Source organism: Nitrosopumilus sp. Nsub (assembly GCF_001541925.1).
In the GTDB taxonomy this organism is placed as follows: domain Archaea; phylum Thermoproteota; class Nitrososphaeria; order Nitrososphaerales; family Nitrosopumilaceae; genus Nitrosopumilus.
Genome location: NZ_LQMW01000017.1, coordinates 141,747 through 167,831 on the forward strand (window position 1 = coordinate 141,747; position 26,085 = coordinate 167,831).

The 26,085-nt window shown below is 29.9% G+C and carries 38 protein-coding genes and 1 pseudogene; 18 read left to right on the plus strand and 21 right to left on the minus strand.

From position 1 onward, the window contains the following. From AW732_RS03990 to AW732_RS04000, 3 genes are read left to right on the plus strand one after another with little or no spacing between them, the layout of a single operon-like run. Positions 1-2,175, plus strand: a complete 2,175-nt coding sequence (locus AW732_RS03990; RefSeq protein ID WP_253805557.1) for a biofilm-associated protein — start codon at positions 1-3, stop codon at positions 2,173-2,175. A 34-nt stretch (positions 2,176-2,209) separates the two neighbouring features. Then, the gene (locus AW732_RS03995) at positions 2,210-2,722 is read left to right on the plus strand and encodes an adenine phosphoribosyltransferase (RefSeq protein ID WP_067959073.1); all 513 of its coding nucleotides are present in this window, start codon (positions 2,210-2,212) and stop codon (positions 2,720-2,722) included. After that, positions 2,722-3,513 carry an S-methyl-5'-thioadenosine phosphorylase gene (locus tag AW732_RS04000; RefSeq protein ID WP_067958821.1) on the plus strand — a complete coding sequence of 264 codons (792 nt, stop codon included), beginning with the start codon at positions 2,722-2,724 and terminating at the stop codon, positions 3,511-3,513. Before AW732_RS03995 ends, AW732_RS04000 begins: the two co-directional genes overlap by 1 nt. Here the strand turns inward: AW732_RS04000 and AW732_RS04005 are convergent. The 4 genes from AW732_RS04005 to AW732_RS04020 all read right to left on the minus strand — a co-directional run bounded on the left by AW732_RS04005 (position 3,510) and on the right by AW732_RS04020 (position 4,891). Continuing rightward, positions 3,510-3,794 carry a hypothetical protein gene (locus AW732_RS04005; RefSeq protein ID WP_067958824.1) on the minus strand — a complete coding sequence of 95 codons (285 nt, stop codon included), beginning with the start codon at positions 3,792-3,794 and terminating at the stop codon, positions 3,510-3,512. The genes AW732_RS04000 and AW732_RS04005 overlap by 4 nt on opposite strands. Before the next feature lie 8 nt (positions 3,795-3,802). After that, positions 3,803-4,168, minus strand: a complete 366-nt coding sequence (locus tag AW732_RS04010) for a hypothetical protein (protein WP_067959075.1) — start codon at positions 4,166-4,168, stop codon at positions 3,803-3,805. A gap of 106 nt (positions 4,169-4,274) precedes the next feature. Then, on the minus strand, positions 4,275-4,628 hold the full coding sequence (locus AW732_RS04015) for a MarR family transcriptional regulator (RefSeq protein WP_067958826.1): 354 nt from the start codon (positions 4,626-4,628) through the stop codon (positions 4,275-4,277). A 44-nt stretch (positions 4,629-4,672) separates the two neighbouring features. Further along, positions 4,673-4,891 carry a hypothetical protein gene (locus AW732_RS04020; protein ID WP_067958828.1) on the minus strand — a complete coding sequence of 73 codons (219 nt, stop codon included), beginning with the start codon at positions 4,889-4,891 and terminating at the stop codon, positions 4,673-4,675. A 17-nt stretch (positions 4,892-4,908) separates the two neighbouring features. Between AW732_RS04020 and AW732_RS04025 the strand changes: the two genes are divergently transcribed. Beyond that, on the plus strand, positions 4,909-5,424 hold the full coding sequence (locus tag AW732_RS04025) for an Hsp20/alpha crystallin family protein (RefSeq protein ID WP_067958830.1): 516 nt from the start codon (positions 4,909-4,911) through the stop codon (positions 5,422-5,424). On the opposite strand, the gene AW732_RS04030 is transcribed toward AW732_RS04025, so the two are convergent. The 7 genes from AW732_RS04030 to AW732_RS08715 all read right to left on the minus strand — a co-directional run bounded on the left by AW732_RS04030 (position 5,425) and on the right by AW732_RS08715 (position 10,763). Continuing rightward, a complete protein-coding gene (locus AW732_RS04030; protein ID WP_067958833.1) occupies positions 5,425-6,549 on the minus strand; it encodes a DNA topoisomerase IV subunit A in 1,125 nt (374 codons plus the stop codon). Beyond that, positions 6,536-8,410 carry a DNA topoisomerase VI subunit B gene (locus AW732_RS04035; RefSeq protein ID WP_067958836.1) on the minus strand — a complete coding sequence of 625 codons (1,875 nt, stop codon included), beginning with the start codon at positions 8,408-8,410 and terminating at the stop codon, positions 6,536-6,538. Before AW732_RS04035 ends, AW732_RS04030 begins: the two co-directional genes overlap by 14 nt. Beyond that, positions 8,397-8,969 (minus strand): KH domain-containing protein, encoded by a 573-nt coding sequence (locus AW732_RS04040; protein ID WP_067958839.1) that lies wholly within the window; start codon positions 8,967-8,969, stop codon positions 8,397-8,399. The genes AW732_RS04035 and AW732_RS04040 overlap by 14 nt, the downstream gene beginning before the upstream one ends. Next, positions 8,959-9,744: a serine protein kinase RIO gene (locus tag AW732_RS04045; RefSeq protein ID WP_067958842.1), complete on the minus strand. Its 786-nt coding sequence runs from the start codon at positions 9,742-9,744 to the stop codon at positions 8,959-8,961. Before AW732_RS04045 ends, AW732_RS04040 begins: the two co-directional genes overlap by 11 nt. 81 nt (positions 9,745-9,825) lie before the next feature. Beyond that, positions 9,826-10,122, minus strand: a complete 297-nt coding sequence (locus AW732_RS04050; RefSeq protein WP_067958846.1) for a DUF424 domain-containing protein — start codon at positions 10,120-10,122, stop codon at positions 9,826-9,828. Continuing rightward, on the minus strand, positions 10,122-10,544 hold the full coding sequence (locus AW732_RS04055; RefSeq protein ID WP_067958848.1) for a translation initiation factor IF-2 subunit beta: 423 nt from the start codon (positions 10,542-10,544) through the stop codon (positions 10,122-10,124). Before AW732_RS04055 ends, AW732_RS04050 begins: the two co-directional genes overlap by 1 nt. Before the next feature lie 66 nt (positions 10,545-10,610). Further along, a complete protein-coding gene (locus AW732_RS08715) occupies positions 10,611-10,763 on the minus strand; it encodes a DUF5679 domain-containing protein (RefSeq protein ID WP_172790391.1) in 153 nt (50 codons plus the stop codon). Between the two features lie 255 nt (positions 10,764-11,018). Between AW732_RS08715 and AW732_RS04060 the strand changes: the two genes are divergently transcribed. The 4 genes from AW732_RS04060 to AW732_RS04075 all read left to right on the plus strand — a co-directional run bounded on the left by AW732_RS04060 (position 11,019) and on the right by AW732_RS04075 (position 14,009). After that, positions 11,019-11,516 (plus strand): hypothetical protein, encoded by a 498-nt coding sequence (locus AW732_RS04060; protein ID WP_067958851.1) that lies wholly within the window; start codon positions 11,019-11,021, stop codon positions 11,514-11,516. A gap of 70 nt (positions 11,517-11,586) precedes the next feature. After that, positions 11,587-12,726, plus strand: a complete 1,140-nt coding sequence (locus AW732_RS04065; RefSeq protein WP_067958854.1) for a DUF373 family protein — start codon at positions 11,587-11,589, stop codon at positions 12,724-12,726. Between the two features lie 75 nt (positions 12,727-12,801). Next, a complete protein-coding gene (gene uppS / locus AW732_RS04070; RefSeq protein WP_156416064.1) occupies positions 12,802-13,593 on the plus strand; it encodes a polyprenyl diphosphate synthase in 792 nt (263 codons plus the stop codon). Continuing rightward, complete coding sequence (locus tag AW732_RS04075; protein WP_067958857.1) at positions 13,590-14,009, plus strand: NUDIX domain-containing protein; 420 nt, start codon at positions 13,590-13,592, stop codon at positions 14,007-14,009. The genes uppS and AW732_RS04075 overlap by 4 nt, the downstream gene beginning before the upstream one ends. On the opposite strand, the gene pyrF is transcribed toward AW732_RS04075, so the two are convergent. The 3 genes from pyrF to AW732_RS04090 are packed head-to-tail and all read right to left on the minus strand — an operon-like array spanning position 13,995 to position 16,447. Continuing rightward, positions 13,995-14,729: an orotidine-5'-phosphate decarboxylase gene (pyrF, locus tag AW732_RS04080; RefSeq protein ID WP_067959077.1), complete on the minus strand. Its 735-nt coding sequence runs from the start codon at positions 14,727-14,729 to the stop codon at positions 13,995-13,997. The two genes, AW732_RS04075 and pyrF, sit on opposite strands and share 15 nt — an antisense overlap. Continuing rightward, the gene (locus AW732_RS04085; RefSeq protein WP_067958859.1) at positions 14,710-15,396 is read right to left on the minus strand and encodes a hypothetical protein; all 687 of its coding nucleotides are present in this window, start codon (positions 15,394-15,396) and stop codon (positions 14,710-14,712) included. The genes pyrF and AW732_RS04085 overlap by 20 nt, the downstream gene beginning before the upstream one ends. A 52-nt stretch (positions 15,397-15,448) precedes the next feature. Further along, a complete protein-coding gene (locus AW732_RS04090) occupies positions 15,449-16,447 on the minus strand; it encodes an adenylosuccinate synthetase (protein WP_067958861.1) in 999 nt (332 codons plus the stop codon). A 79-nt stretch (positions 16,448-16,526) separates the two neighbouring features. Between AW732_RS04090 and AW732_RS04095 the strand changes: the two genes are divergently transcribed. Continuing rightward, a complete protein-coding gene (locus AW732_RS04095; protein ID WP_067958863.1) occupies positions 16,527-16,988 on the plus strand; it encodes a hypothetical protein in 462 nt (153 codons plus the stop codon). Here AW732_RS04095 and AW732_RS04100 read toward each other — a convergent pair. Then, positions 16,985-17,266, minus strand: coding sequence for a Fe(2+)-trafficking protein (locus tag AW732_RS04100; RefSeq protein WP_067958866.1), 282 nt, complete (start codon positions 17,264-17,266; stop codon positions 16,985-16,987). The two genes, AW732_RS04095 and AW732_RS04100, sit on opposite strands and share 4 nt — an antisense overlap. Before the next feature lie 77 nt (positions 17,267-17,343). Between AW732_RS04100 and AW732_RS04105 the strand changes: the two genes are divergently transcribed. From AW732_RS04105 to AW732_RS04125, 5 genes are all read left to right on the plus strand, one after another. After that, on the plus strand, positions 17,344-17,559 hold the full coding sequence (locus AW732_RS04105; protein WP_067958869.1) for a hypothetical protein: 216 nt from the start codon (positions 17,344-17,346) through the stop codon (positions 17,557-17,559). A gap of 60 nt (positions 17,560-17,619) precedes the next feature. Beyond that, positions 17,620-18,267, plus strand: a complete 648-nt coding sequence (locus AW732_RS04110) for a hypothetical protein (protein WP_067958872.1) — start codon at positions 17,620-17,622, stop codon at positions 18,265-18,267. 103 nt (positions 18,268-18,370) lie between these two features. Continuing rightward, a complete protein-coding gene (locus AW732_RS04115) occupies positions 18,371-18,658 on the plus strand; it encodes a winged helix-turn-helix domain-containing protein (protein ID WP_067958875.1) in 288 nt (95 codons plus the stop codon). A 122-nt stretch (positions 18,659-18,780) separates the two neighbouring features. Further along, complete coding sequence (locus AW732_RS04120; protein ID WP_067958881.1) at positions 18,781-19,374, plus strand: L-threonylcarbamoyladenylate synthase; 594 nt, start codon at positions 18,781-18,783, stop codon at positions 19,372-19,374. Further along, positions 19,374-19,895 (plus strand): THUMP domain-containing protein, encoded by a 522-nt coding sequence (locus AW732_RS04125; RefSeq protein ID WP_067958884.1) that lies wholly within the window; start codon positions 19,374-19,376, stop codon positions 19,893-19,895. Before AW732_RS04120 ends, AW732_RS04125 begins: the two co-directional genes overlap by 1 nt. On the opposite strand, the gene cgi121 is transcribed toward AW732_RS04125, so the two are convergent. From cgi121 to AW732_RS04140, 3 genes are read right to left on the minus strand one after another with little or no spacing between them, the layout of a single operon-like run. After that, positions 19,887-20,660, minus strand: a complete 774-nt coding sequence (gene cgi121, locus AW732_RS04130; RefSeq protein ID WP_067958887.1) for a KEOPS complex subunit Cgi121 — start codon at positions 20,658-20,660, stop codon at positions 19,887-19,889. The genes AW732_RS04125 and cgi121 overlap by 9 nt on opposite strands. Before the next feature lie 42 nt (positions 20,661-20,702). Next, complete coding sequence (locus AW732_RS04135) at positions 20,703-21,056, minus strand: hypothetical protein (RefSeq protein ID WP_067958891.1); 354 nt, start codon at positions 21,054-21,056, stop codon at positions 20,703-20,705. A 30-nt stretch (positions 21,057-21,086) separates the two neighbouring features. After that, positions 21,087-21,845 carry a TatD family hydrolase gene (locus AW732_RS04140; protein WP_067958894.1) on the minus strand — a complete coding sequence of 253 codons (759 nt, stop codon included), beginning with the start codon at positions 21,843-21,845 and terminating at the stop codon, positions 21,087-21,089. Positions 21,846-21,932: 87 nt separating this feature from the next. Here AW732_RS04140 and AW732_RS04145 point away from each other — a divergent pair. After that, positions 21,933-22,160, plus strand: a pseudogene (locus AW732_RS04145) (histone); the annotation flags it as partial. Between the two features lie 114 nt (positions 22,161-22,274). Here AW732_RS04145 and AW732_RS04150 read toward each other — a convergent pair. Next, positions 22,275-22,700, minus strand: coding sequence for a plastocyanin/azurin family copper-binding protein (locus tag AW732_RS04150; protein ID WP_067958898.1), 426 nt, complete (start codon positions 22,698-22,700; stop codon positions 22,275-22,277). Between the two features lie 74 nt (positions 22,701-22,774). Here AW732_RS04150 and AW732_RS04155 point away from each other — a divergent pair, with 74 nt between their 5' ends. Then, entirely contained in the window at positions 22,775-24,526 is a 1,752-nt protein-coding gene (locus AW732_RS04155; RefSeq protein WP_067958901.1) for an AIPR family protein, read from the plus strand. 202 nt (positions 24,527-24,728) lie between these two features. After that, positions 24,729-24,857: a hypothetical protein gene (locus AW732_RS08985; RefSeq protein WP_256381639.1), complete on the plus strand. Its 129-nt coding sequence runs from the start codon at positions 24,729-24,731 to the stop codon at positions 24,855-24,857. Here the strand turns inward: AW732_RS08985 and AW732_RS04160 are convergent. Beyond that, positions 24,854-25,444: a hypothetical protein gene (locus AW732_RS04160; RefSeq protein ID WP_067958905.1), complete on the minus strand. Its 591-nt coding sequence runs from the start codon at positions 25,442-25,444 to the stop codon at positions 24,854-24,856. The genes AW732_RS08985 and AW732_RS04160 overlap by 4 nt on opposite strands. A gap of 105 nt (positions 25,445-25,549) precedes the next feature. On the opposite strand from AW732_RS04160, the gene AW732_RS04165 reads away from it, so the two are divergent. Next, positions 25,550-25,810: a winged helix-turn-helix domain-containing protein gene (locus AW732_RS04165; protein ID WP_067958908.1), complete on the plus strand. Its 261-nt coding sequence runs from the start codon at positions 25,550-25,552 to the stop codon at positions 25,808-25,810. Positions 25,811-25,812: 2 nt separating this feature from the next. On the opposite strand, the gene AW732_RS04170 is transcribed toward AW732_RS04165, so the two are convergent. Continuing rightward, the gene (locus AW732_RS04170) at positions 25,813-26,031 is read right to left on the minus strand and encodes a hypothetical protein (RefSeq protein WP_067958912.1); all 219 of its coding nucleotides are present in this window, start codon (positions 26,029-26,031) and stop codon (positions 25,813-25,815) included. Positions 26,032-26,085: the final 54 nt, after the last annotated feature.

Here is a 26,085-nt window from a genome sequence, read left to right on the forward strand (position 1 = left end):
ATGAAAAAAATGATTAATGTGAAAAAATCTTCAAATAAAGGGATTTTACTTTCAGTGATCCTATTATTTTCAGTTTCATTAATTTTAGTTCCATCAAACGGATATGCTGAAGAAATTAATGTAAAAAGTATGGGAGTAGAAAAGACATCAATTATTACATTCACAAACGATGGGACAAAAGAGATCAAAACATTTAGAATTTGGCTAAGTCAAGATGCAAAGTTTGAATCTTTTAAAACAGAGAAAGGATGGGTTGGTGAAAAAAATTCACAAGGAGTAATAGTTTTTTCATCATCAGAATCAATTAAAGAAAACCAATCAGTAAAATTTGGAATTAAAACAGATAAACCAAACCCAGTCATTAATTGGAAGGGATTAGATAAAACAAATTCAGTCGTAGGTACAGGAGTAATCAGTACAACAAAAATTCAAAAAGTTGATCAAAATCCAAACATCGAACCAAGTAAAAACGTCATAGATAATGATGGAGAGATATTTTCAAAATCAGAATTTAGAATAATACCAGATAAACCAAATGCAGGTTCAACAATTAGAGTAGTAGGCGAAAATTTTGGAGCATCTCAACTTTTTGAGTTTTATATCGACAGTAACAAAATTGGAAATTTTGAGACGGACAATAATGGAAAGTTCATAACTACTATGAAAATTCCAAATAATATTTCGGAAGATAGAATAGAATTTAAGGTAAAAAACAATCAAGGTGAAGAAAAAATTGTTAGTTTAAGATTAGGAGATAGTCAAAATAGAATTGAAAAGATAGATGATGTAAAAATTACCATTAACGGAATAGGCAAAGTAGTTCATAGAGGAGATAATTTAGAATTATTTGGAACAGCCTCACCAGGTAGTGCCGTAATTATAGAAATAAAGGATCCGCAACAAAATATCATTAACAGCAGAACAGAAAAAGTTGATGGTACAGGAAATTGGAAATTAGATAAAACAATTAATATTCCATTTGATGCTCCATTTGGAAAATACACCATTATAACTTCAGATGGAAAAAATCAAAATCTAAAATATTGGACAATTGAAACAGATAAAACAATTTTGCTAACCCCAGCGGAAATAATGTTTGATCCAGGTAGCATAATCAAATTTAACGGAACAGCAACACCAAATCAATTAATCGAATTAGTATTAGAAAATAATTTAGGGAAAGAAATAACATCAGATATTATTAGTGTTGGAGAATCAGGATTTGTAGAATTTGAGTATCAAACAACAGAAAACGATGATTTAGAAGGTACATGGACATTAATTGCCACTCAAAATAAAGTCAAAGAATTCATTTATGTTGGATATGGAGAAATGCCATCAATTCCAGTAAATATTGAATTTGATAAAACAAATTACAAGTCATCAGAAAATGCAATTATCTCCCTATTAGGAAAACCATCAGAAGTGTTGAAAATTATGATAATTAATCCATCAGGAGCAATCATTGGAGAAGATATAGAAATCAAATTACAAGAAGATGGCCGTGCTACCTACACATTAGAATTGGGAGGGTATGGATCTGGAATTTATACAGCAGTTGCTCAAAAAGGCAATGCTCAAAGTAGTGAAAAATTCTCTGTAGGCTTACAATTAGGTTCAGGTCCTATTGAGGCACAAACGACACAATTAGAATATGAACAAGGAGAAAGAATTCTATTAATTGGTTCAACTAATCCAAATGTGCTATTGAACGCAGCATTAGTAGATCCTAATGGAGTAGAAATAAAGAAAATAGAAATTCCATCAAATAGTGATGGAACATTCAAAGTAGAAGAATTTAAAATTCCAAATAACGCAATTTCAGGAACATGGAAAATTAATGTCAATAGTGGATCAAACTTAGATAAAAGTGAATTTGAAGTAATTTTAACACAAGAAGAGGGAATCATAATAGATGTGGGAGACACAATAGAAATTCCAGGATTTGGAGAAAGTATCAAATTTGGAATTACAACTAGTCAAAAAACATCAGTTACAATACAAATTTTAGATAAAAATGATAGTCAGGTAGGAGAAAGTCTTTCTTGTACACCAACCACAGACTTCAAATGTGAAATTCTTTGGACATTTCCTAAAGACATAGTTCCTGGAACATATGTCATCAGTGTAAATGATTCAAAAATCACAGTAGAAAAAACGTTTGAGATAGAATAAAACAATTTTTATTTTAGTGAATTTAGCAATTGATATGAATCTTAAAGATAAAATTGCAGAATATCCCAATTTTCCAAAAAAAGGGATTTTATTTAGAGATTTTAGCCCAGTTCTAAAGGATCCATCATCATTATCACAAATTGCAGATGAATTTGCAAAGCATTTTCATCCAAAAAATGTAGACGTATTTGCAGGAATTGAATCAAGAGGATTTCTTTTAGCAACAATTTTGGCATTAAGATACAATAAAGGCATAGTAATGGTTAGAAAAGCAGGAAAGCTTCCTGGAAAAACTGCAAAATTATCTTATACAATTGAATATGGAAAAGACACTATTGAAATTCAAAAAGACATTCTTGAAAAAGGTCAAAGAGTGATAATTTGTGATGATTTACTAGCTACTGGAGGCACAGCAAAAGCAGCAGGAAAACTAATTGAAAAAGTGGGTGGAGAAATCACAGGATTTGCATTCATAATTGAGTTAACAGAATTAAACGGAATAAAAGGACTAAGCAAGTACAATTGTAAATCATTGGTGAAGTATTAATGGAAAAAGATGTAGAAATTGGAATTTTTGGTGGAACCGGAATTTATGATTCAGGATTACTTGAAAATCCACAAGAAATTGATATAGATACGCCGTATGGAAAACCGTCAGATACAATCACAGTGGGTGTTTTCAAAGGAAAAAAAATTGCATTTCTTCCAAGACATGGAAAAAAACATACCATTCCACCACATATGATTAATTTCAAAGCAAATATCTGGGCATTCAAAGAATTAGGAATTACAAGAATTATTGCACCATCAGCTGTAGGTAGTTTAAAAGAAGAATTAGAACCAGGCCATGTAGTTTTACCATCACAATTTTTAGATTTTACAAAATCAAGAGATGGTTCATTTTCTGAAGACGGCAGAGTTATTCATATTTCAGTTGCAGATCCATTTTGTCCAGAATTACAATCATCAATTCTCAAAGTAACAGATGAAGAAAATATCGGAATCCATAAAGATTGTACATATGTATGCATTGAAGGTCCACGTTTTTCAACTAGAGCAGAATCTAAATTTTATAGAACAACAGGTTCAGATATAATTGGAATGACATTAGTTCCAGAATGTCAACTTGCAAGAGAAGCTCAAATTTGTTATGCATCAATTTCTACAGTAACAGATTATGATGTATGGGCAGATAAACCAGTTACAGCAAAAGAAGTCCTTGAAACACTTGGAAAAAATGTTGAAACTACAAAGAAAATTTTGACAAAATTAATTGAAGAAATTCCAAAAACAAGAAGTTGTTCATGTGCTAAAGCATTAGAAGAAGCAGAATTCTAATCATCCACAAAAGATTCTTTCTTTAGTCCTTCTGGAACTGTCATATCTCCTTGAAGTAGATTTTGTTGTAATTTCATTATTACCTCATCTACATCATAACCTAATTTTTTTAGTTCAGTTTCAGTGGTTTGCGATAATTTTGCTCCAATATTTTGTCCACCAATCCTTCCAAATGCTATAGCAGTAAAACGAAACTCATTATCATCTAAAGTAAAATGACCTGTTATTTTTGCAGCCATTTGACTACCGTGTATATTATTTATGTGAACTTTAAGTTCCATATTCTGTTCTAAATCTCTATAGCTTTGTTAACATTATCTTCAATCAAAAAGCTCCAATGTTGATCATCCTCAATTTTGAAATTTTCAATTTTTAATGTTATGATTTCCTCATCAACAGTTTCAAACTTTATTGTTCCATTTTCTTTTAATTTTACTAATTTCCATCTATCCTTACCTTGTTGTAATTTACTTACACAAACTGCCCATTTTGCATCAGAATCAATTCTTGGCATTCCCACAATATCAGTGAGCTCTTCAATTCCAAGCTGCTTTTCTTCACAGAAAATTTTCTTACAAACACCACATCTCCAAACATCAACAGAACCAATAGTTCTTTCATTTATGTTGAGATTCACTACACCATAGTAAGTAATCTGAGGATTGTCACAACATTTGTAAACCGCTGGAGCTTTTACTTTTTCTTCTTCAGGTTTATCTACAGTTTTAGGGTCACTCAACATTGTTCACAAATTATTAGTATTATTTAGTCCTTGCATCATCGTAAGGACGTTCTAAAATTACTCCTATATTATCAACAATTTTGTTTCGTTTAAATTCAATATTTTCTCGTTCACACATTTTTCTATACATGTTAACTGCAGTAAATCGTGGATGCATTGCTTCAAATTCAGTTTCAGTAATATCAATAAAAGCACCTAGTCCCATTAGTTCTGTTGCAGTTTTTTTAGCAGAATCAGATGAAATTTTTAATCTCTCTGCAATTTGCGAAGAAGACATTTTTCCATACCAAGTAACTAACAAGAAAATTTTAGCCTGAATAGGCGTTAGTTTAATTTCAGAAATTAAATCATTTTCAAGTTTTGAGGAATCCATAATTTCTAGAGAAAATACAAGTACATAAAATATGAGTCAAAAGATTATTTTTTAATTAATATTTTTTTTGAAATTTTTAAACTGAATCCCATTGCAATAAAATGTACAATTCCACCCACAATTGCAGCATTAATCAAATTATCAAGAACAGTCCAGGTAATTAAAAAGGCAATTAATGATGGAACTGTAAGAATAGTAGCCATAATAGTTCCTTTAACAATAATCTCACTAATCTTTAGTTTAGATTTAGAGGGATCAGACATTATGAGAATTGTTAAAAATGGTAATAAAAATCAAAGATACTTTATATTTGGTGGGCACTGATTTGTATTGCTTGTCAAGTTACAAAAAAACATATTCAAATGAACAATCATTGAATTTTGTAATTCCAATAATTGTAATCTTATTTTTAGGAATAGTATACATAATGAGTCAGAGAGCTGATTCAGGTTATGTCAGTTTTATTCTAATTGGAGCAGCCGCAATAACAATGATCTATTGGGTCAGAGTAATTAAAAAGATGGCAGTTGAACAAAAACCTGCAACATATGAACAAGCAAGAGAACAAGAAACAAAGAATTGGGTTTATGACTTAATCAAAGGTGAAGGAGAATTTGTTTTTGTAGCAGAGGTTCCAGGACCTGAAGATAAAATTGCAGTTAGATTAGTAGATGGGATATTATACGTTCGCGGTACAGGTGGATTTTCAAAAGAAATTCCAATTGAGGGAGCAAATGAAATGCAAATATTTGATTTCAAATATAGAAACGGGGTATTAACACTAAGAATAAAATAATTAAAGACTTTTTGCTAGTTCCAATTTTTGTGGTAAATATTTGTCAGTAATATTCGTCAAACCATACTTTGAGAAAGCTTCCAATTCTGCTTTTCTTTTTAATCTCAAAAATACATCCAATTCTTTTTTCCAGATTCCATCTTGGTATCTAGGATCTTTTTGTAAGTCATAACATCTCTTAATATCAGATTCAGTCATAGGTATTGTTGGTAACTTGTATTTTTCAATATCAGTAGCCCAAACTCCAACCCATTTAGCATCTGGAACGGTTAATTCTCGAAGATGTGCAGCATTTGCAGAACCAGATTTAATTACCATTGCAATATGTTCTCCATACACATCTCCATCAGTCAAACAAATGATAGGTAATTTCATTTCATCATGAAGTCTTTTCAATAAAGTTCTAGTTGAACGTGGTGCTTGTCCACCAGTGTTAATGATAATTGATTTGAATTTTTTGTCTACTTGTTCTTCAACAAATCTTGTAAAAAGACCACCTTTCTCAATTGCAATTACAATTTCAGCACTTGTATCAACTAATTCAGCAGTAGTTAAACTAGGACCAATAGAATAACCATCAGGGTGATTTGCTAAATTCATAGTTTTTCCCTCATATCCAGGAATCGTATATTCAATATTCAAATCACCAAAAATCGAACTTCTTTCTTCAGGGAAAATATGAAAATCTTCTCTAGGCTTAGAAGTCACTGCCTCTAAATCTACAATAATGTTATCAGATTCAGATTGATCTTCAAATTCTACTGCAAATGCTTGAGATGAATAGTAAACATCTCTTAATGTAGATGATTTTTTTTCATTAGTTAATCGATTTGCAAAAAATGCTAACCACATTAATTGTGTAAATGATCTTAATTGTGCAGAGTTTCGAGAACTTCTCAAAGCAGCATTATTTCCTAAAATGTATTGTCGAAGTTTTTTATCATATACAATATTACTTACAGATCTACTAGGAATAGAGAATTTTGGGAATTGTCCATTGTCTAAATCATCATAAATTTTTGCACCGTGGCTTTTTAACATTTCAAGAATATTCTTTTGTTTGTCATCAGCTTTCTTACTTCGTGCTTTAGCTTTAGAATCTTTTTTTGTTTTACTTGTTGCCAATTTCTTTTTCCTCCTTTACAGCTTTTTTAGTTTCAGTTTCAATTTCAGTTTCAAGCATTTTCTTATAATTAGGTTCTTTTTTCTTTCCAGCTAATTCAGTACAAAATTCTGCAATCATTGGAATATATTTTGCGTAGAGATTAGCTCTCTTTTTTGCTGCCTCTGCTTGACCACGTTTAGACATAAAGGAAGATAACTTTCTTGATAAGAATTGCAAAGCTAATCTTAATTCTCTCTCTATTTCTTGTCTGTCTGCAACATTTTCTTTTCCAGCGGTTTTGTAAGGAATTCTTGTAGAACAAATATGAGAAACAATAATGAATGGTGGTTCACCTTTTACTTTGTATCGTCCCCAATCAGTATCATTTACTACTTTGATAACTACATCACTGCCTTCATCATAAAGTAATGGAATTCTATTTGCATAACGATATACATGTGGGCCACCAGTTTTGATATCACCACCATAAGCTATTCCCATCTCAATTATGAATGGAAAACCAGAATAAGCAGAAGCTGGGCGTTGAACTACAGCAACAAAATCAGGGTTAAAGAATTTCTTGATTCCTTTTTCTAGAGGTTCTGCACCTAATGGAGCCAAACAACTAGAATCAGGAGCCATAAAATCATCAAATTTCTGAAGGGAGTCACTTAGATTGACAAGTTCTTGATTCGTTAGAGTTCCCATTCTTTTTTCAGGCTTTAATTTAGCAAATTCTGCAAATTTTACTGCAGTTGTAGGCCCTACACGCTGAAATCTTTTTGTCAAAAATGTAGTTAGCGGCTCACCTTGAACAGTATTTGTTAGTTGTTTGTAATATTGACTTTCAGGATCCATGTCAATTGATTTTGATTGAGAATCACCAAAGTCCCAATAAAATAATTTTTTATTTGGCATGTCAATATCCTCAATTCTAATTTTGTTTAATTTTTCAAAATCCATTTTCAAAAAGGACATTAAAGCAATTACAACTCGAACTTGACGTGGTAAATTTTTCCATTTCTTCTTTGCTTTATCCATGATAGAAGTAAAACTAAGATTCTTTTTTGATAAACCTAAATCTTTTCTAACTTTTTCAATCATTGCATCATCAATTGTAGGTATTTCAAATTGAGACTCAACAATCATTCTTCTAATTCGTTCTACATCAATTCCATGTGGATGAGGACGAATAATAGTAGGTGGTGGTGGAATATCTTTTACAAATCTAGGATGACTGAATTTATTTCCTTTAGGATCATCAAAAGTAATTGATGCATATGGAGTAATTAAAGAAGTTTCATAAACATAATCTCTGATTTTGTTTCCAGCTTTTGAGTAATCACCTTCTAAACAAATACTTACACTCAAACCTTTTTTTGAAATATCTTTAGTAGTATGTTTCAAAATAACAGGTTTATTTTTTTGAATATCCAACAAAATTTCAAATTGATTTTGAATTTTTGCATCAGAAGAACTTTTAACAATTACAGGTTTGTTTGTTGTAATTTGTCCATACAAGATTGCCATTGTTGCACCCAATCCAAACATTCCTCTTGCCTGTTTTAATCCAAATTTTGAACCATAAAGTACAGTTCCAAATGCGAGAGGAATATGTTCTGCATCAATTCCAGGTCCATTATCTTTTACAGTCAAAATATAGGGTTTAGGGTCAGGTTTATCAGGATCAACAGCCTTGATTGTAAGGTGTACATCTGGAAGAATTCCCTTTTGATCACATGCATCTAATGCATTTTCAACAAATTCTCTAACTGCAGTATATAATGAGCGAGTAGGATTACTAAATCCAGCTAAATCACGATTGCTATAAAAAAACTCACTAGGCGAAATTTGGTTAAATTTTTCTTTAATAGAAGACATCTTGATCTTCCCATAATTTCATTTTTTCTTGTTTGGTTCGTCTATTAGCAGATTCCAATTTATCATAAACTGCACCGTGCATTCCACCACTAGATAAAGCAGAAATTGCATCAACCGCTAATCTTAATTTACTTGCATCACCTATAATTGCAACAGTTCTTCCATAAACTGAAATGTGTGTATTAGTTAGATTTTCCATATTTTTTCTTGCTCTACCTCCTTCTCCAATGATCCTCCCTTTTATCCGTTCAACATTAGCATTAGATTTTCCAACAAATTCTCTAAGATCAATTACATGTAAGGTATTTTCACCATCCAATAATGTCATTGCGTTTTCAGGAGAAAAACCTCTACCAATTGCAGTAACAATTTCAATTGCTTTGAAGGGTTGCATTTTTTCAACATCACCAGTAGATTTTATGAAAACTTCACCAGTATCACCATCAATATCAAGTGAAACATAACATGATTTTTCAATTGAGGACTTTACATTTCCAGATTTTCCAATCAATGAACCAATTCTATCATTAGGTATACGAATTAATTTTTCAAAGCTCATTTACAATCTCCATAAATACATCATCAGAATTTTTAACAATCATTCCTCTTTTCTTAAAGAATCGTGTAATGTTATTAATGTCTCTTTTAAGAAATTCTTTTGAATTAGGATGTCTAAGATCCACAGCAGATCCTAAATCAAATACTACCAATCCAGAATCAGTTTTAAAAATATTATACTCTGAAAAATCACCATGAACTAGTTTGGCTTTATGATATAGATCCTTAAGTATAGAAATTGCTTGGGTGTAATCATTTTGTTCGATTTCAGAAGTTAATAGAGACTTACTGGGAGACCCATTAACACCTACAAAATCCATGGTAAGCACATTTTTTGTGATATAAAGCGGTCGTGGAACAGGAATTCCAGCATCATAGCATTGTGATAAATTACGATATTCTTTTTTTGCCCAAAGATAGACTAAATTTTTGGTGCCTTTTTTGACATGTCTAAATCTAGGATCATCAGTTAGATAGGGTTCACGTTTTTTAAAATTTGAAGTACTAACCAAGTAAATTTTCAATGCCACATTTGAATCATCTTCAGCAACTCCCCAAAAAACAACAGATTCTTTTCCAGCACTCACAGAACCATTAACATATGCAATTACATGATCTGTAATCATTTTGTAGAGGGTCATCACTGTTGGTTTGTCTAAAACTTCATTGATCACTTTTCCTTTTTTGAATCCATCATCAAGTTCTCTTCTTTTAGATTTTGAAATTAATTTTTTATCTATTTTAGATTCTAATTTTTTACTAAGAATGTCAGTCATTAGGTATTATTTCTCACACTAGATAAAAGATATTTCTTTTTCAAAAAAATAGTTTGAAAAGAAGTATAGAAAAAATCCATCTTACGAATTAAAAACAATTAGAAATGGAATTTCAGAGATTATTTTAACTCCAGATTCAGAACCAATTCCAAGACCAGTAGCTAAAGAAATTGTTTCTTTACCTACTAAATTTAAAATTGAAGCAGATTTCAATAGTGAGGCAGCTTCATTTTTATCAACTTTTTCATGCCCATAATAATTTTCACTGATGTGAATTTTTAATTCACCATCAATGACATCTTTTCCTATTAATTCGGCATCACACATATTCAACATTACATTTTTTTGATAATCAGTTATTCTAACAGAAAATTCCATTATGCGTATTTACCTTTGAGAGTAGATTTTGCACCACATGCTTCACAAATTAAAAATGAAATACGATTTTCTTTTGTAATTTTTGTATCAGGACTTTTACATGTAGGACATTCAACATAATCTTTAACATAAATTTGAAATAATCTTGTAAAATCATCAGGAGCCCTACGACCAACAAACATTGCTTTATCCCCTAATCGTTCTGCGGGAACTGCAAATTCTTTTGATAAGTATTGAAGTACTTTATCAGGTTCCCTTCGTAAAACTTTAGGAAATTCTGAAAAATTACGTAAAAATGTTTTTTGGCCTTCCCACATTACATCTACTACAGGTAGTTCAAATCTAGCTGAAGATTTTTCATTGGAATCACCTAATTTATCTTCAATACGTTTAAGCAATTTCTCATAATCAGATTTAGTCATAAAAAAACGTGGAGAGTATTCCCTATATTGTTTTTGAAAAAGTGGAATCGAGTAAACTAATGTTCTCTATTCTTTTGGCATTGCACCAATACGGAATACATTTGTTCCACAAGTTGGACATGAGCCTTTGACAGCTGGTCGTCCATTCTTTAATTTGACTTCTTTCGGATCTTTGATTTCCGTTTTTGCTCTACATTTTACACAATATGCTTGAACCATTATGAAATTAAACAAAGTTTGGAAGTATTTAGGAAGAGGCTGTAAAAATTATTTCACTATCAAACTAGATGTACGTAGTTTTTTTTTAGGCACAAAAAAATATCAAAACTAAATATTTTTGATAAAAAGAAGTATTTTTTTATAAAATAAGTAGTTTTTATTAATTAAAATTATAGTTTTTTCAAGATCTAATTAATTAATTTTTGATTTATGAAAAATTATCAAATATAAACTAGGTTGTAGTAAAGATAGAAAATGGCATCAAAAAAAGGAATTGCAGTAACTGCAATAATTTTAGTTGCAATTACTGGAGCCAGTTTTTTACTTTGGGTAATTCCACAAGAAAATGAAACAACATTCATTGTTACAGATTATCAAGGATATCTTAATGGAGTCGAAAACATACATGAAGTATTACAAGAATCAATTGATATAGAATATCAAAATCTTCGTGAAGGAAAAATCTCACCAGAAGATTACATTACAGTTACTGAAATAACATCATCGCAAGTAACAACTCAGATTAGTGAATTTATTACTTCAAAACCATCTGAACAATGGCAAGAAAGTTACATCAATTACATGGATGCAATGAAGAAATTCAATGAATATATTCTGGAAACTAAAGTTTTAGCCAATCAAATTCAAAATGAAAATCCAAATGAAGATATTTCACAGACAATAGAAAAAATTGAATCTATAAAGGCTGAATCAATGGAATATGTCAAAAAATCAAATGAATTAAGACCATAGGCTCAAAAACCGAATTATACTAATCAGAGATGTTGGAAATCATTAAAAACCAATCCCTCGTAAAAAAGTCATGTCTCAAAGATCTTCAAAAGTACAAAAAGACATCAGCAAATCAACAGCTAACAAATTAGTTGTAATTTGTGTTGATAGAGACAATGATGTTGGTGAAAAAACAGGAATTAGTACTCCAGTAGTAGGAAGAGATGCTTGTATAGAGGCAGCACAAAGATTAGCATTAGAAGATCCAGAGGATGCAGATTCCAATTCAATTTTTGCAGCAATTAAGACATATGAAGATTTGATCAGTAAAGGATATCAAGTTGAAGTAGCTACCATTACAGGAGTTAAAAATCGAGGAGTTCAAGCAGATGAAAAAATTTTACAAGAAGCAAAAAGGATTTTAGAAAAATTCGATGCAAATGGTGCAGTGATTGTTTCAGATGGTGAAGATGATGAAAGTGTAATTCCAGTTATTCAAAATGTTCTACCAGTAGTATCAGTACAAAGAGTTGTAATGAAAGTAAGTAGAAGTGTAGAATATTCTTACGCAGTTTTTGGAAAATATTTAAAAATGATTGCTTATGATACAAAATATTCAAAATTCTTTTTAGGAGTTCCAGGAATTCTTTTGTTAATTGGAGGAATCGGAACTGTTTTTGGATATACTGCAGAAATTTTTGCAGTACTTGTAAGTATTTTGGGTGGAGCATTTTTAATCAGAGCATTTGACATAGATAGAGCATGGTCAAGCTGGTCAAAACCTACGCCGACAGGTTTTATCAGAATGTTTACAATGGTTACAGGAGTATTGCTGATTCTATCATCAGTGCCAGCTGGAATTAGTACTATTGATCAACAAGTAATTGAATCAAATGATGGAGTTATTGAAAGTATGTCAAATCAAATTGTTCTTGGACAATTTGTAGCAGGCTCATTACCAATTCTATGGATTGGTTTGGGAGCAATTTTTGCAGGAACGTTACTTAGTAATTGGATTGGAGGAATTCCAAGACAAATTAGCGATATACTAAGAATTATTGTTTTAATTTCATTATATCCAATAATTGCTCAATTTACCAACATTATGATATTTGATGAAAGTTCATTCACATTAATTCCACCATTATTGGGCGGATTAGCAGTAACTCTAGTTTCAGCTACAATTCTGTTTAAAAAATACAGAAATCAAAAAGGACAAGAAATGGTTTAAGAAGAATAAAATCGATTTTTGATCTATTTTTTAAAAAACACTGATATCATCAGATAATCATCAATTTTTAGAGAAATGAGTAAAGTAAAGGACATTGTTTTACAATTATCTGGATTATACAGAATATATGGAAAAAAATTAGAAAATGAAATCAAAACAGGAGATATTCCTAATCATATTGCATTAATTTTAGATGGAAATAGACGATGGGCAAAAAGACATTTAGAAATTAGTAAAAAAGGACATTGGAAAGGAGCAGATGCAGTTGAGAATTTACTTGATTGGTGTGAAGAATTTAATATCAAAATTGTTACGCTTTATGCATTATCAGCAGAAAACTTAGAAAGAAAAGATAACGAACTAGAAGATCTCTATGAATTAATTAGAATGAGATTAGAAAAATTATACAACGATCCAAGAATACATAGATGTAAAATGAGAGTTAAAGCAATTGGAAGAATAGAATTACTTCCAGAGTCAATTAAAGAAGTTTTAACTAGATTAGATAATGTAACAAAAAATTACGACAATCATTTTCTAAATATTGCATTAGCTTATGGGGGTCAGTACGAATTAGTTGATGCAGTAAAAAAAATTGGAGAGAAAATTAAGGAAGGAGATTTGAAAATTGAAGAAATCACAAAAAAAGAAATTGAATCTAATCTATATACATCACATTTACCACAATCAGCACCAGATATGATTTTACGCACATCAGGAGAAAAAAGATTAAGTGGGTTTTTGATGTGGCAAAGTGCATATAGTGAATTAGTTTTCATGGATATTTTTTGGCCAGAATTTAGAAAGATTGATTTAATGAGAGCCATTAGAACATTTCAAGAAAGGAAAAGGAGATTAGGAAAATGATTGAAGAGACATCTGCAGGAATTGTGATTTTTAGAAAAGAAGAAACAAAAAATTTATTTTTATTATTGCATTATCCATCAGGTCATTGGGATTTTGTAAAAGGTAAAATGGAGAAAGATGAAACAACTCATCAAACAGCAATAAGAGAAGCAAAAGAAGAAACAGGAATTACCGACATTACATTTATAGAAAATTTTGAAGAGTGGATTGAATATAATTTCAAATATCAAGGAGAATTAGTTCAAAAAAAAGTGGTGTTCTTTTTAGCAGAAACAAAAACAAAGGAAATTAAAATTTCACATGAACATAGTGGATATACATGGTTGGACTATAATTCATCAATGGAAAAAACAACATTTGATAATGCAAAAACAGTTCTTACTAAAGCTCAAAAACTATTATCAAATACTTTGTGATTGTAATTCTTTGGCAACATTAACAGGATTCTTAGCATTCAAAATAGTTCTACCTACAATCAAGTAATTAGTTCCTGAAGATATCACTTCAGATGCATTTCCGCCCTGAGTACCAACTCCAGGTGAAAATATACTAAGATTTTTTCCTGCCTGCTTAGAACAGTATTGAATAATTTTTGGAAATGTTGCACCTACTACAATTCCATCTACTTTTGCTGTTAATGCCCAATTTAGAAATAATTGGTATAATTGCTGTTTTTTACCCATTTTAATTTCCATATCATATGACAATTTAGCCTCAGGTGCGCTCATATGACACAAAGTAATCACACCATTTTTTTCTTTATGAGAAGATTTTACTAAATTTTTCAAACTATCTAATCCCATGATAGGATTTGCAATAACAGCATCAAATCCCAAATTCCATAAATGTTCAGTTGTTACACGATTAGTATTTCCAATATCATTTAATTTGATATCTGCAATTGTTTGTAATCCATAATCATGTGCCGTTTTATTGATTTTAATTATTTCTTTAGAACTTAAAGGAAGAAGTAAATGAAAATTTAATTTAATTCCACAAAGATATGGATTTAATTTTTTAATATTTTGAATAGTTTTGTTTTGTAAATTTTTTTCTGATGAATCATAATCATTTGCAAGAATTACTTTGCCATTACTTTTTGATAATTGTGAAAGTCTAGTTTTGAAGGTGGCCATAATCAACTAGTGGATGAGTATCCTTCAATTTTATTATTTTGATGTAAGAGTAGCCATGTTCAGAGGGATTTTGAACAAAAGTAGGTTCAATTCCATTTGTTGTAGAAAATTTGATAAATGGATTTTCAGGTTCACTGTTTAATACAACATGACAAAAATATGATGTTCCCTCATCATTAAAATTCATAAAAACTCCAAGAAGCCATTTATCGTTATGAGGAAATAAAAACAACGGGAAAGGAACCTCATCAAAACCCCATGTGAGTTTTGCAAGACTAGATAAATCCTCTAGTTCAATAGGCTGATACCGATCAAGTGTTCCATTACCAGGTTGTAATGTTTTTGGAAGAGACTTAATTCTAATAATTGGAGAATATAATTTACTAGAGTCAGAAGTAGAATCTACAATTTGGGATTCTTCCTTTCCAGATTTTAATCCATAACAAAGGTAATCACCATTATGTTCTAAAGGAGTATAGTAAACAATTGGTTTTTCTTTTAATACATCCATTTGTACAGATAAAATTTTTTTACCATCATGATTGTGTGAAAAAGATACACGTGGTGCACGCTCAAGTGCACAAACTAATCTTGTAAATTCTAAAGTTGAATGTACTTGAATGTATCGAGGTAATTTATCAACAGTAGAAGTTTCTAATTTGTCCACATAGATTTGTAAAAGATTATCAAATTAAACTTATCCAAAAATCTAGAGCCTGCTATCTTCTATCAACAACATCATTGATAGAAGGACCAGTTCCAATAATTGTTACAGGCGTGTTTAATTCATTTTCTATATTTTTGATAAATGATTTTGCATCTTCAGATAATTCATCAAAAGATGTTTTTCCAGCACAGTTAGTAAAAAGGACATCAAGTTTTGTAATAGAAATTTGTGTTGCACCATTAAGCATAATTGCACGCCTAGCTAAATCAAAATCAAAATCAGCTGCACGTCTTTGACGACCAGTTACAGTTCCAAATTCAGACCAATTTTTCTTTTCTGCTTCTTCTAAAGACAATTCTTTTGCTAATGGACCAGTTCCAACACGAGTAACATATGATTTGAAAACAACAATTACTTCATCAACTTTTGTTGGCCCCAAACCAATATCAGCACAAATTCCAGATGCTGTAACATCTTTAGAAGTAACAAAAGGATATGTTCCGTGCCATAAAGAAAGGAATGTTCCTTGAGTACCTTCAACTAGAACATTTTCGTTTGCAGATAATGCTGAGTTAATCTCTTCAGGCACATCAACAATCAAAGGAGATAATGAATCAAAATCTTTTGCCATTTTTAAAACTCGCATCGCTCTGTCAGAATTTGCAGGGCCAGTTCCACTACCAGTACTGCCAATTTTTTCTTTTAATTCTCCTTTAGAATCTCTTTGTAAATGAGATTCCTCAATTACACCACAGTGTTTATCGATAAAAACACGACCAGATGCATCAAAATCCTGAATTTCTTTAGATAAAACTTCAGGATTAATTACAACACCAGGTCCAATCATTACTTTAGCATTTTTATTCAAAAATCCACTTGGAAGCATTCTAACTTTGTAAACTTTGTCACCATCCATTATAGTGTGACCTGCATTTGGACCTGCGCCTCCACGAACTATAATTTTAGGATCGTCTTTAATTGATAAATATGAAATAATTTTTCCTTTACCCTCATCACCAAAAAATCCTCCAACAACAACAGTGGATGTCATAATTTTAAAGATCCATCTCGTTTATTTAAGCTAAAGTATTATACATGATTTTATATTCAAGCAACATCAGATTAGATCGATGTCAGAGGATAATCATGCTGGAAATATTATTGTTAATTTAGCTAGTCTACCAGATTTTTTACGAACACCAATTTTAAAAAAAAGAATGATTGAATTTTTTTCAAAAGATGAAGCAGATAAAAAAGAAATTATTTTTAATGCATTAGAAGCAGGCCCCACAATCCCATTTCTTAATTTCTCGAAATTGTTTAAGTCATGGTTAAAGATTGTAGCAAATTTATCAGAGGAGCATAGGGAAGGAATGTTCCTAGCATACATCAACCAATCATTATTAGAACCAGAAAAATTAATTGCATTTAATTTAGATGGAATTTTAGAAATGTTTTTGCAATTAGAAGAAAATGAAAAAGAGACCATCTCAAGAACAATTAAAAGAATTATTGAAAATCTAAATGAACAAGATAGGAAAAAACTCCTAATTATGATACCAAATAACGCAAAAAGTCACTTGAAAATTTAATTGATTTGAGGTTCATCAGGTTTTCTATTATCTTCATTGGTATAATCAATGATTTCCCCTTCAGGAGATAATACACCGACAAAGATTTTTTCATGTTTTTTCAATAATTTTCTGTGATCAGCCATAGACATATCCAATTTCATTTCATTCATGACCATAATCTGATATTCTTTCCATTCAGCCCAACACTTTGTACAAGTTGGATATTTTTCATTTATTGGCCCTAATTGTTCAGTATCAGGAATAGAATTTTTACATTTGGTACATGTACGACTCATAAATCTCAGCAAGAAATTACTCCTTTTATCTTTTTTTGATGTAAAGTAATAATAATTCATGAAGAGTATTCAGTAATATGAAAATCAAATGTCCAAAATGCAAAGAAGATGCAGAAGTTGCAATGGATTATTCATTTGTCAAATGTGGATCATGTGATTTAGATATGAGTTATGGAGAATATGTAAAATTTGTGGCACATAATCAACCTAGATATTCAGATATTTTAGGAGATTATGCATCAGGCGGAAGTACAGAAGGGCATACTGCAGGTTCCTTGGATGAATGGGATTAACAAGATGGTAAAATGATTCATCAGATTAAAATAATTACTTTAACAAATTACTAAACATCATTGGAATTTTTGTTAGAAAACATATTAAATCTTGTAGGATTTTTAGTAGGACTTGCAATTGGTATTATGTCATTTATTGGATTTCGAAATACAGGAAGTCCAACATTATTTAGATTAACAATCGCATTTTTTTCAATTAGTATAGGATTTTTTGTCATTTGGTCTGGATATATGCTAGAAGATTATGTAATTAAATCAGGAAGTGTAGATAGAGGAATTCAGACATTAGGAATTATTATTCAAACTGTAGGATATTTTTTTATTGCATTTTCCCACAGCATCAAAGCATTTTTTCCAAAATCAAATTATTTTAGATCAGTAGGAATTTTACCATTTTTCTTAGTTTCAACTGTACAACTAGAACACATTTTCAGATCAATTTCATTTATTTTATTGGTGTATGGTGCAATTGAAACAATACTATCATACAGAAATAATAAAAACAAAGGTGCTGTTTCAGTTGCCTTAGGACTTGGACTTTTAGCGTTTGGAGAATTTTTGGGATGGTATTCTTTTGTATTCCCCGAATCAATATTATACTCAATATCAATGACAATCAAAATTGCAGGATTAGTTGCATTATTCATTCCAGTAAGCAAGGTTCCATTGAAGAAGATAAAATTTGATGATGACTTGGATAAAATTTGAAATAGGCTCAAAAATCCAGAGTTGTCAAATTCTTTTATCTTTTTAGTATATACGAAAATATCAATTGTTTCCTATACAGATTTGAGAAATATAATACAGAGAAATGGGCGAATATAGAACACAAATGAAGATTATTGGAGATATACTGTCAACTACCAGAGATGACCTTCAAGATGAAAATGGAGCAACTGTAACATATCTTATTAGAAAAGCAAATATTTCTCATTCTAGAATTTCTAGAATTTTAAAAACACTAGTTTCACAAGGTCTTTTAGAACAAGCTGATTCACAAGGTTCAAACAGATATAAAATTAGTCAAACAGGAAGAGAATTTCTTCAAGCATATCATTCATTTTCAAAATTTGCAGATGATTTTGGTTTAAATATTTAATTTTTTCTTTAATTCAAGTTATCAAAAACAAATACAATTTAAGTAAATTACAAAATTAATGAATACAAGTTGCCATAATGAAAAGAAAATAATAATTAAAGAAAAAATTAATGTTGATCATAATGAAAGTAAATTGTAACGATGAAGGAATTGAAAAAGCAATTCAAATTATTGGAAATGGAGGCATCATAATATTTCCAACAGATACAGTATATGGAATAGGTTGTGATCCATACAATGAAAATGCGGTAAAAAAAATTTATGAAATTAAATCAAGAGATAAAATAAAATCATTACCAGTATTAGCACATTCAATAGGGATAGTTAAACAAATTACTACAATAGATGAATTTACTGAAAAAATTATTAGAAAATATTGGCCCGGACCACTTACATTAATTTTAAAATTAAAAGATAAGAATTTAAAAAAATCATTAGATTTAGAAGATAAAATTGCAGTAAGAATTCCAAATTCAGAATGTTCTTTAAAATTATTAGAAAAGTGTGGTTTACTTGTTGGAACAAGTGCAAATATTTCTGGAGATTCAGCATTTACAAATCCAGAAAAATGTATCAAAAATGTCAAAAAATTTGATGTTTTTGTAGATGGAGGAACAATTACAAGTAAAGGAGAATCAACAATAATTGAAATAGAAAATGAAAAAATTCGTATTATTAGGCAAGGGGCATTAAAAAAAGAGGATATCAAGATTTGATGAATCTAATTGTTACATGTGCTAGAAATTTAGAAGGAGAGACTGAAGAAGAAATAATAGATATTTTAGATGAATTAGGAGATCCTGATGTAAAAATTTCTGTTAGTAATATGTCTGGAATAATTACAGTTCAAACAAAATTAGATCCCATAGAAGTAGTTAGAAAAATGAAGGAGATGTTATTAGATGAACCTTGGAGTATCAGATACTGTCTAAGAGTCATTCCAATACAAAAAATTGTTGAAACAAATCTTGAAAAAATTCAAGAATGTATTTCTAGTATTTCAGACAAAATTGAAGAAAACGAATCCTACAGAATTTTGATTGAAAAAAGAAATTCAGATATTTCAAGTAAAGAAATAATCACAAATATTGCAAATCAGATAAAAAACAAAGTTTCATTAGATTTTCCAGATAAAATTATTTTAATTGAGATATTAGGAATTGTTACAGGAATTTCACTCATTAAAAAATCAGATATACTTAGTCTAGAAAAAACTAAACGAAGTATGTCAGAGTAAGATAGAAGCCTTTTCTACCAATATATCTTCTAGAGGAGTTTTTGAATATATTGAATCAATATGTTTTTTTGAAATGTTGAAATATTTTTTAATAAATAAAGTATTATTTTTTAAAAATAAATTCACACATAATGGAGATAATTCAGAGTATAAAGAATTAAAATAATTTTTGTTCCCAATAACAATTAAAATAAAATTTACTGAAGGTTTCAAACCAACAGAAGAAATTGCGTTAGAAATTTGTAATGTCGATGCAAATCTCATTAAAATATCAGTTTCAAGTTTATGAGATAACAAGATATTATTTTTTTCGGCATTAAGTGAGATTGATAAAATTTTCTTTAGATGAGAAGCATTTAGAATAAAATTACTTGAAATAACTTGAAATTTTAATTGTGGATATTTTGCTCTTAAATCATCAATAAATTGAATATCAATTTTTTTTTGACCACGAATTTCAAGTACATGGATTTGTTTTCTTTCAATTTCAAAAGTTAATTTTTTTGAAGAGCCACCATGAATTACAGGAATAATACTTACAACATCACCATCAGAAATTTTTGTATCTCTTCCATTCATTGCTGAAGAATCAGAACCATTAATTGCAATTAAGAGATTTTCAATATCAAGTTCAGAAGTGTTACTAGGTTTAATTTTTACCAGATGTTCTAATAATTCACTCACAGATAAATTAGATTTTTCAATTTGCAATTGTTCAGAATTAAATGATTTTTTTGCACCTCCAACTAATTTGATAGTAATCATTTCAAAACCTCATTTTCAATTAAGAAATAAATATTTAATTAATTATTCAGATTTCTCTTCTACAGATTCAGTTGTAGTATTGATTGTCTCGACTTCCTCATTTGTAAGAGTTATTTCTTCAACGGTTTCAGAAACATCTTCAGAGTCTGCAATTTCTAGTGAAGGATCTTGCTCTTCATTATTAGAAGAATCAACATTGCCATCTTGTTTGTATTGCTCGTTGAGAATTTGTTTTTTATTAAATCTTGTAATATAACCTGCAACTTTATTTTTCAATCCTTTTGAGCGGATAATAGTAATTTGATTTAGTGCTTTTTTATTTTCAGTAAAATCTTCACCAAACTTTGTCTTATGGTCATTTAATACTTCAAATGAAAGACGCTTTATTCTATCCACGCATGAATTAATGAGGGGGGTATTTTATACCTATATTCCAAGATAGCGTTTTGTATTTTCTTCTAAGAGATATGACATATCATCAAATGTTTTTTCAAGAACTTTTGAGGCACTAAAAATGACACTTGGTATAAAACTGATCTGTCCAGATTTCATTTCAAAACATCTAGAAAATCTAACAGGACCATCAGTTTCAACAAGAATTTTTGATTCATTAGCTTTTGACAATAAACTCTGTTTGTCATTTGCATAAATCATTACAGGACCAAAAGATACAAAAAAATCCATATCCATAGCTTTTTGAAGTTGTTTTTTGCTTCCATCAAACCAATGCAATAAAGCATGTTTTGTATCATACGAAGTCATTATTTCAAAAATATCATCAAGACTTTTTCGCGAATGAATAGATACAGGTTTATGAAATTTTTCTGCAGATGAAAGTAAAGATTCAAAGACATGAATTTGTCTTTGAGTATCATCATTATTTTTACAATAGGTTGGATCTAATCCAATTTCTCCAATTCCAGAAATTGTATTTTGATTTAATTCTATTAAGTCATTAATTTTTTCAAGATCATTATCATTTGCACATTCAGGATGAATTCCAATAAAAGGTAAAACAAGATCACTTTTTTTTGATAAAGATAACGTTAAGAGAGAATTTTCAAAATTCATAGAAACACAACATGCTTTAATTTTAAGAGAATCCATTTGAGTTAAAATAAAATCAATTTCAGGCAAATATGCAGAATCAGACAGATGAATATGAGAATCAAATAACCAAGTCATAGTCTAATAAATTTTGAATATTGTCTGTATAAATCGATTCCTTAGTGATATTTTTTCACTCATTAGGTTTTTTCACAAAAAAGAAAAAGAAAAAACATGAAATCTTCAGAATTAGGATTATCAGCAATGTATAGAATTTTAAAAAAATCTGGTGCCGAAAGAGTTAGTGATGAATCTGCAGATGAATTAAGAAGAATCATAGAAGATATTGCAGAAGATATTGCAAAAAATGCTGTAGATATGGCATCACATGCAGGTAGAAAAACAATCAAAGCTGAAGATGTAAAATTAGCTTCAAAATCATTTAACAAATAATAATCTAAAGAGTTTAATTGTTCATTTCGTGTTTTTCAAAACGGTACTCTGGCAGAACGGTTATGCGTGAGCCTGCAAAGCTTATACAAGGGGGTTCGACTCCCTCGGGTACCTTTATTCTACAATTACTTGAGCGAACATCCAAGGATGTAATTCACAAAAGTAATCGTATGTACCAATTTCATCGAAAGACAATGTGTAATACTGGTAGGGATCTAAATAACCACTATCAAATAGGTCAGTAGGCTCTTCATAAAATCCGGATGTTACAGTGTGAAAAGCAGAATCTTCATTTAACCAAGTTACAGAACCTCCTTTTTCTATAACAATCTTAGATGGAATATAGCAAATATCTTCAACATCACATCCAGGACGGGAAACTTTAGTTGGGATAAGTACATCTGCTTTTATTGCTTCTTCAGTTTGCAAACTAGTTTCGTCAGAATTAACTTCTTCAGAATTTAATCCAGAAAATGATAAGCCAATTACAGTTACCGATATTCCCAATATTATTGTCAAAGCGATTATTTTTTTTATCATTTCATGTCATATCCGTGTGAGAGTTATTACACAATTACCTAATTCTCTAAATATATAATATATTACAAAAATCAATGTCACAGAATCCTAGTGGTTTATTAGAATATATTCCAGGCTCACATGCACTATTAGTACAAAAAAATTCTAGTCCACCTTTAGAAGGATTTGCAGAAAATATCAGAGAAAGTATTCATGAGTATGCAGAAGATTCAAAAAATGAAGTAGAAAAAGGAAATAACTTCCTTCAATGGATTTTGACAAGAGTTTTTGAGGCTACAGAAGATGATGCAGCAGATGCAATTGTTGATGGAGCAAATGACTTAGGAATTGATGCGTATCTGCCAGTGGATTTTTCAGACAATACTGTTAGATTATTTCAATCAAAATACGGAACATCACATTCACTTGAAGCAATTGCAAAATTTAAAGAGGATGCAAAAAGGTTACTTGCAAAAGACATTACAAAAATGAGGCCAGAATTAGCACAACTTGTAACAAAAATTAAAGAAAAAAATCTAAAAATAAAATGTTGTTATGTCACAGATCAAAAAGTCGATTATCATGATGAATTAGTAGAAATAATTGATGAAGAAAAAATTATTCAAAAATTATGGGATAGAATAAAAAAACCAGCAGCAGGAAAAAAATCATCAATAAAATTAGAAAGAATGCTTAGACATGAAAATACCATTTTAGGAATTTTAAAACTACGTGAATTGACAGATTTTGTGAGTAAAAATCGAGATTATGTTTTTGAATCAAACATTAGACAATGGATGCAATTTAAGACTACAGTTAACAAAGGATTAAGAGATACTTTACAAACAAATCCAGGAAAATTCTTTTTTTACAATAATGGAATTACAATTGTAGTTAGTGATTTTACAGAATTAGGAGAAAATATGATTGAACTTTTTGCTCCACAAATTGTTAATGGTGCACAAACATCAAATTCAATTTTAGATCATTCAAAGAGAACAAAAAATATGGATGGTTCAATGACAGTGACAATAATAAAAGCTGATGACGAACAAGAGCAAAACAATATTACAAAATACAGAAACTCTCAAAATTCCGTAAGAGGAAAAGATTTAGTTTCATTAATGGATTTTCACAAATCAATTAAATCACAATTAAAAAATTGTGGATATTTTTATGAAATTCAAGCAGGCTCATTTGATACAAAAACAAAATCAAAACAATTAGAATATGGAGGGGATTCAGCTTACAATAATTATCTTCCAGACAATCATAAAAAAGTCATTGTTGCAAAAGATGCAATTCAATCATTAGTTGCAGGAATTGAACAAAGACCTACAGAATCATACAGTTCTCCAGCTCAATTTCTTCCAAGAGGTAGTAAATATGATCAAATTTTTAATGACAATCTAAAAGATGATTATAGAATTATACTATATCCATATCTTGTAAAGGAATTTGCAAAAAAATCTTTGAAATATGGAAAACAAGGAGGCCACAAAACAAAAAGATATGCAACATTATTCTTTGTAGCAGTTTATTTCAGAATACTACACAAAAAAATTTTAGAATCTAAAGGAGATTTTAAATCAGATGTAAGAAAATTAGAACCAATTTTTCACAGTTTTAAGCTTAATAATAGAATTTTAAAACTTACAGATGTTATTGTTACAAAATTTCTAGAGGATACAGTAGTCGATGACGAAATTGAGTTAGCAAATACAAAACATAATTTCTTCTCTCAACATGTTTGGAATGACACAATGCTCAGAGTGATAGATAAAAAAATTAGACAAGAAGAAGATGAAATAATAGCACTTAGAAAAATTGCAAATAATCTATTTTGATTGAAAAGGCAGTAGTCTAACCAAGTAAAAATCTTGCAGGAGGTTTACATTGGTTAAACTAGCTACCTAATTTATTGGGAAATACGTATTATTTAACATAATTTTCTCAGTTGGGGAGAATCTAGTATGTTTTTTATATTGATGAAAAATAGAAAAAATCACATTGGGTTTAAAAGAAAAATGTGTCATTTGTAATGAAAAAATGAAACAACGCTATAATCCAATGGATGAATGGGGAATTGAAGGAACACTTTGTGGAAAATGTTATTCAAAAAAAGTTGATGAGCATTATCCAGGGGATCACATTAGAGTTAACAAAGATTTAGATTAATTCTGTTCTGTCTTTGAATATTTATTTACATTAAAGCAGTTCCATGCAAGTGGATCATCTTTAACATCTTTTTCTTTTAAAAATTTAATATCAGTTATTGTTTTTTTTCTTTTCAACAAATTTACTTGAAAACTAGAAAATACTTTACAACTACAATCATTGAATAAACAAACATCATCATCACCTTCATCATGATCTTGTGCTTCATGACCACAATTACATAAATCACGTTTTTTTGCATCATTTAGAGATTTTTCGGTATAAACTCCTAATCTAAGATAAGCTTCACCGCCATGACCTTTTTTGAATCGTTCATAATGTTCAGATTTTGGCAATATTTTGAAAAAAGCTAAATTTGTATCAGGTTTTTGAGAATCAGAACCCATAATGAACCAATAATTATTTTCCATTTCAACAAATCGAATTTTTATTGATGGATCCACCCACCAATGAATAGAATCATGCCAAATAGAAGATGATTGCTTTCGATCAGTAATTAAAGGAACTACATTCATTCTAAGGTCAAAGTACCTATATGCAACTCCTACAAAATCATCAAACCAAGGTATTGGCGATTGAGAGGACATTGTACAAAAATACAAGAGGAGCTTATTTATCTGATCTGAATAAATTGTAATACCCTTATATCAGAGTTTTTCACTATATTCCACATGGTAGTTTATAGAACAAGTATGCAAATTGTTGCAGATCTATTGACAGCTACCCAATTATCAGGTCAAGAAGGTATCAGAACTACATCTCTCCTTACAAAAGCAAATCTATCACATTCAAGACTATCAAAATTTCTAACAAATTTGACAGGTGCAGGATTAATCAACAAAATTGAGTTTGATGGAAAAAACACTTTTGTCATCACATCGAAAGGAAGACAATACTTAGAATCATATGCTAATTTTTCTAGTATTGCCGAATCATTTGGTCTAGAACTTTAATTCTATTTCTTTTTAGATCTTTTTCTTTTAGCGTTAAGTTTCTCTCGTGCTTTTTTGTCTTTGTATCCACCGTAAAAAAGAATGAAAATAATACCACCAATAGAACCATAAAACAATGGAAGAAGGGGTTGTTCACGTACTTCTCCAGTCATTGGGGAAACCCAAGCAATAGGAATTCCTACAACCATGAAAATTAAGATGATTGTAAGATACTTGTCCATGCAATATCCATTTTACAAAACCATATATCTTTTTGATTCCAGAGAATAGCGTAG

Excerpts from the sequence above, each read along its gene's own strand:
- AW732_RS03990 (WP_253805557.1), top strand. The coding sequence starts at position 1 with ATGAAAAAAATGATTAATGTGAAAAAATCTTCAAATAAAGGGATTTTA.
- AW732_RS03995 (WP_067959073.1), top strand. The coding sequence starts at position 2,210 with ATGAATCTTAAAGATAAAATTGCAGAATATCCCAATTTTCCAAAAAAA.
- AW732_RS04000 (WP_067958821.1), top strand. The coding sequence starts at position 2,722 with ATGGAAAAAGATGTAGAAATTGGAATTTTTGGTGGAACCGGAATTTAT.
- AW732_RS04005 (WP_067958824.1), bottom strand. The coding sequence starts at position 3,794 with ATGGAACTTAAAGTTCACATAAATAATATACACGGTAGTCAAATGGCT.
- AW732_RS04015 (WP_067958826.1), bottom strand. The coding sequence starts at position 4,628 with ATGGATTCCTCAAAACTTGAAAATGATTTAATTTCTGAAATTAAACTA.
- AW732_RS04020 (WP_067958828.1), bottom strand. The coding sequence starts at position 4,891 with ATGTCTGATCCCTCTAAATCTAAACTAAAGATTAGTGAGATTATTGTT.
- AW732_RS04025 (WP_067958830.1), top strand. The coding sequence starts at position 4,909 with ATGGTAATAAAAATCAAAGATACTTTATATTTGGTGGGCACTGATTTG.
- AW732_RS04035 (WP_067958836.1), bottom strand. The coding sequence starts at position 8,410 with ATGTCTTCTATTAAAGAAAAATTTAACCAAATTTCGCCTAGTGAGTTT.
- AW732_RS04040 (WP_067958839.1), bottom strand. The coding sequence starts at position 8,969 with ATGAGCTTTGAAAAATTAATTCGTATACCTAATGATAGAATTGGTTCA.
- AW732_RS04045 (WP_067958842.1), bottom strand. The coding sequence starts at position 9,744 with ATGACTGACATTCTTAGTAAAAAATTAGAATCTAAAATAGATAAAAAA.
- AW732_RS04050 (WP_067958846.1), bottom strand. The coding sequence starts at position 10,122 with ATGGAATTTTCTGTTAGAATAACTGATTATCAAAAAAATGTAATGTTG.
- AW732_RS04055 (WP_067958848.1), bottom strand. The coding sequence starts at position 10,544 with ATGACTAAATCTGATTATGAGAAATTGCTTAAACGTATTGAAGATAAA.
- AW732_RS08715 (WP_172790391.1), bottom strand. The coding sequence starts at position 10,763 with ATGGTTCAAGCATATTGTGTAAAATGTAGAGCAAAAACGGAAATCAAA.
- AW732_RS04060 (WP_067958851.1), top strand. The coding sequence starts at position 11,019 with ATGGCATCAAAAAAAGGAATTGCAGTAACTGCAATAATTTTAGTTGCA.
- AW732_RS04065 (WP_067958854.1), top strand. The coding sequence starts at position 11,587 with ATGTCTCAAAGATCTTCAAAAGTACAAAAAGACATCAGCAAATCAACA.
- uppS (WP_156416064.1), top strand. The coding sequence starts at position 12,802 with ATGAGTAAAGTAAAGGACATTGTTTTACAATTATCTGGATTATACAGA.
- AW732_RS04075 (WP_067958857.1), top strand. The coding sequence starts at position 13,590 with ATGATTGAAGAGACATCTGCAGGAATTGTGATTTTTAGAAAAGAAGAA.
- pyrF (WP_067959077.1), bottom strand. The coding sequence starts at position 14,729 with ATGGCCACCTTCAAAACTAGACTTTCACAATTATCAAAAAGTAATGGC.
- AW732_RS04090 (WP_067958861.1), bottom strand. The coding sequence starts at position 16,447 with ATGACATCCACTGTTGTTGTTGGAGGATTTTTTGGTGATGAGGGTAAA.
- AW732_RS04095 (WP_067958863.1), top strand. The coding sequence starts at position 16,527 with ATGTCAGAGGATAATCATGCTGGAAATATTATTGTTAATTTAGCTAGT.
- AW732_RS04100 (WP_067958866.1), bottom strand. The coding sequence starts at position 17,266 with ATGAGTCGTACATGTACCAAATGTAAAAATTCTATTCCTGATACTGAA.
- AW732_RS04105 (WP_067958869.1), top strand. The coding sequence starts at position 17,344 with ATGAAAATCAAATGTCCAAAATGCAAAGAAGATGCAGAAGTTGCAATG.
- AW732_RS04115 (WP_067958875.1), top strand. The coding sequence starts at position 18,371 with ATGGGCGAATATAGAACACAAATGAAGATTATTGGAGATATACTGTCA.
- AW732_RS04120 (WP_067958881.1), top strand. The coding sequence starts at position 18,781 with ATGAAAGTAAATTGTAACGATGAAGGAATTGAAAAAGCAATTCAAATT.
- AW732_RS04125 (WP_067958884.1), top strand. The coding sequence starts at position 19,374 with ATGAATCTAATTGTTACATGTGCTAGAAATTTAGAAGGAGAGACTGAA.
- cgi121 (WP_067958887.1), bottom strand. The coding sequence starts at position 20,660 with ATGATTACTATCAAATTAGTTGGAGGTGCAAAAAAATCATTTAATTCT.
- AW732_RS04140 (WP_067958894.1), bottom strand. The coding sequence starts at position 21,845 with ATGACTTGGTTATTTGATTCTCATATTCATCTGTCTGATTCTGCATAT.
- AW732_RS04150 (WP_067958898.1), bottom strand. The coding sequence starts at position 22,700 with ATGATAAAAAAAATAATCGCTTTGACAATAATATTGGGAATATCGGTA.
- AW732_RS04155 (WP_067958901.1), top strand. The coding sequence starts at position 22,775 with ATGTCACAGAATCCTAGTGGTTTATTAGAATATATTCCAGGCTCACAT.
- AW732_RS08985 (WP_256381639.1), top strand. The coding sequence starts at position 24,729 with ATGAAACAACGCTATAATCCAATGGATGAATGGGGAATTGAAGGAACA.
- AW732_RS04160 (WP_067958905.1), bottom strand. The coding sequence starts at position 25,444 with ATGTCCTCTCAATCGCCAATACCTTGGTTTGATGATTTTGTAGGAGTT.
- AW732_RS04165 (WP_067958908.1), top strand. The coding sequence starts at position 25,550 with ATGCAAATTGTTGCAGATCTATTGACAGCTACCCAATTATCAGGTCAA.
- AW732_RS04170 (WP_067958912.1), bottom strand. The coding sequence starts at position 26,031 with ATGGACAAGTATCTTACAATCATCTTAATTTTCATGGTTGTAGGAATT.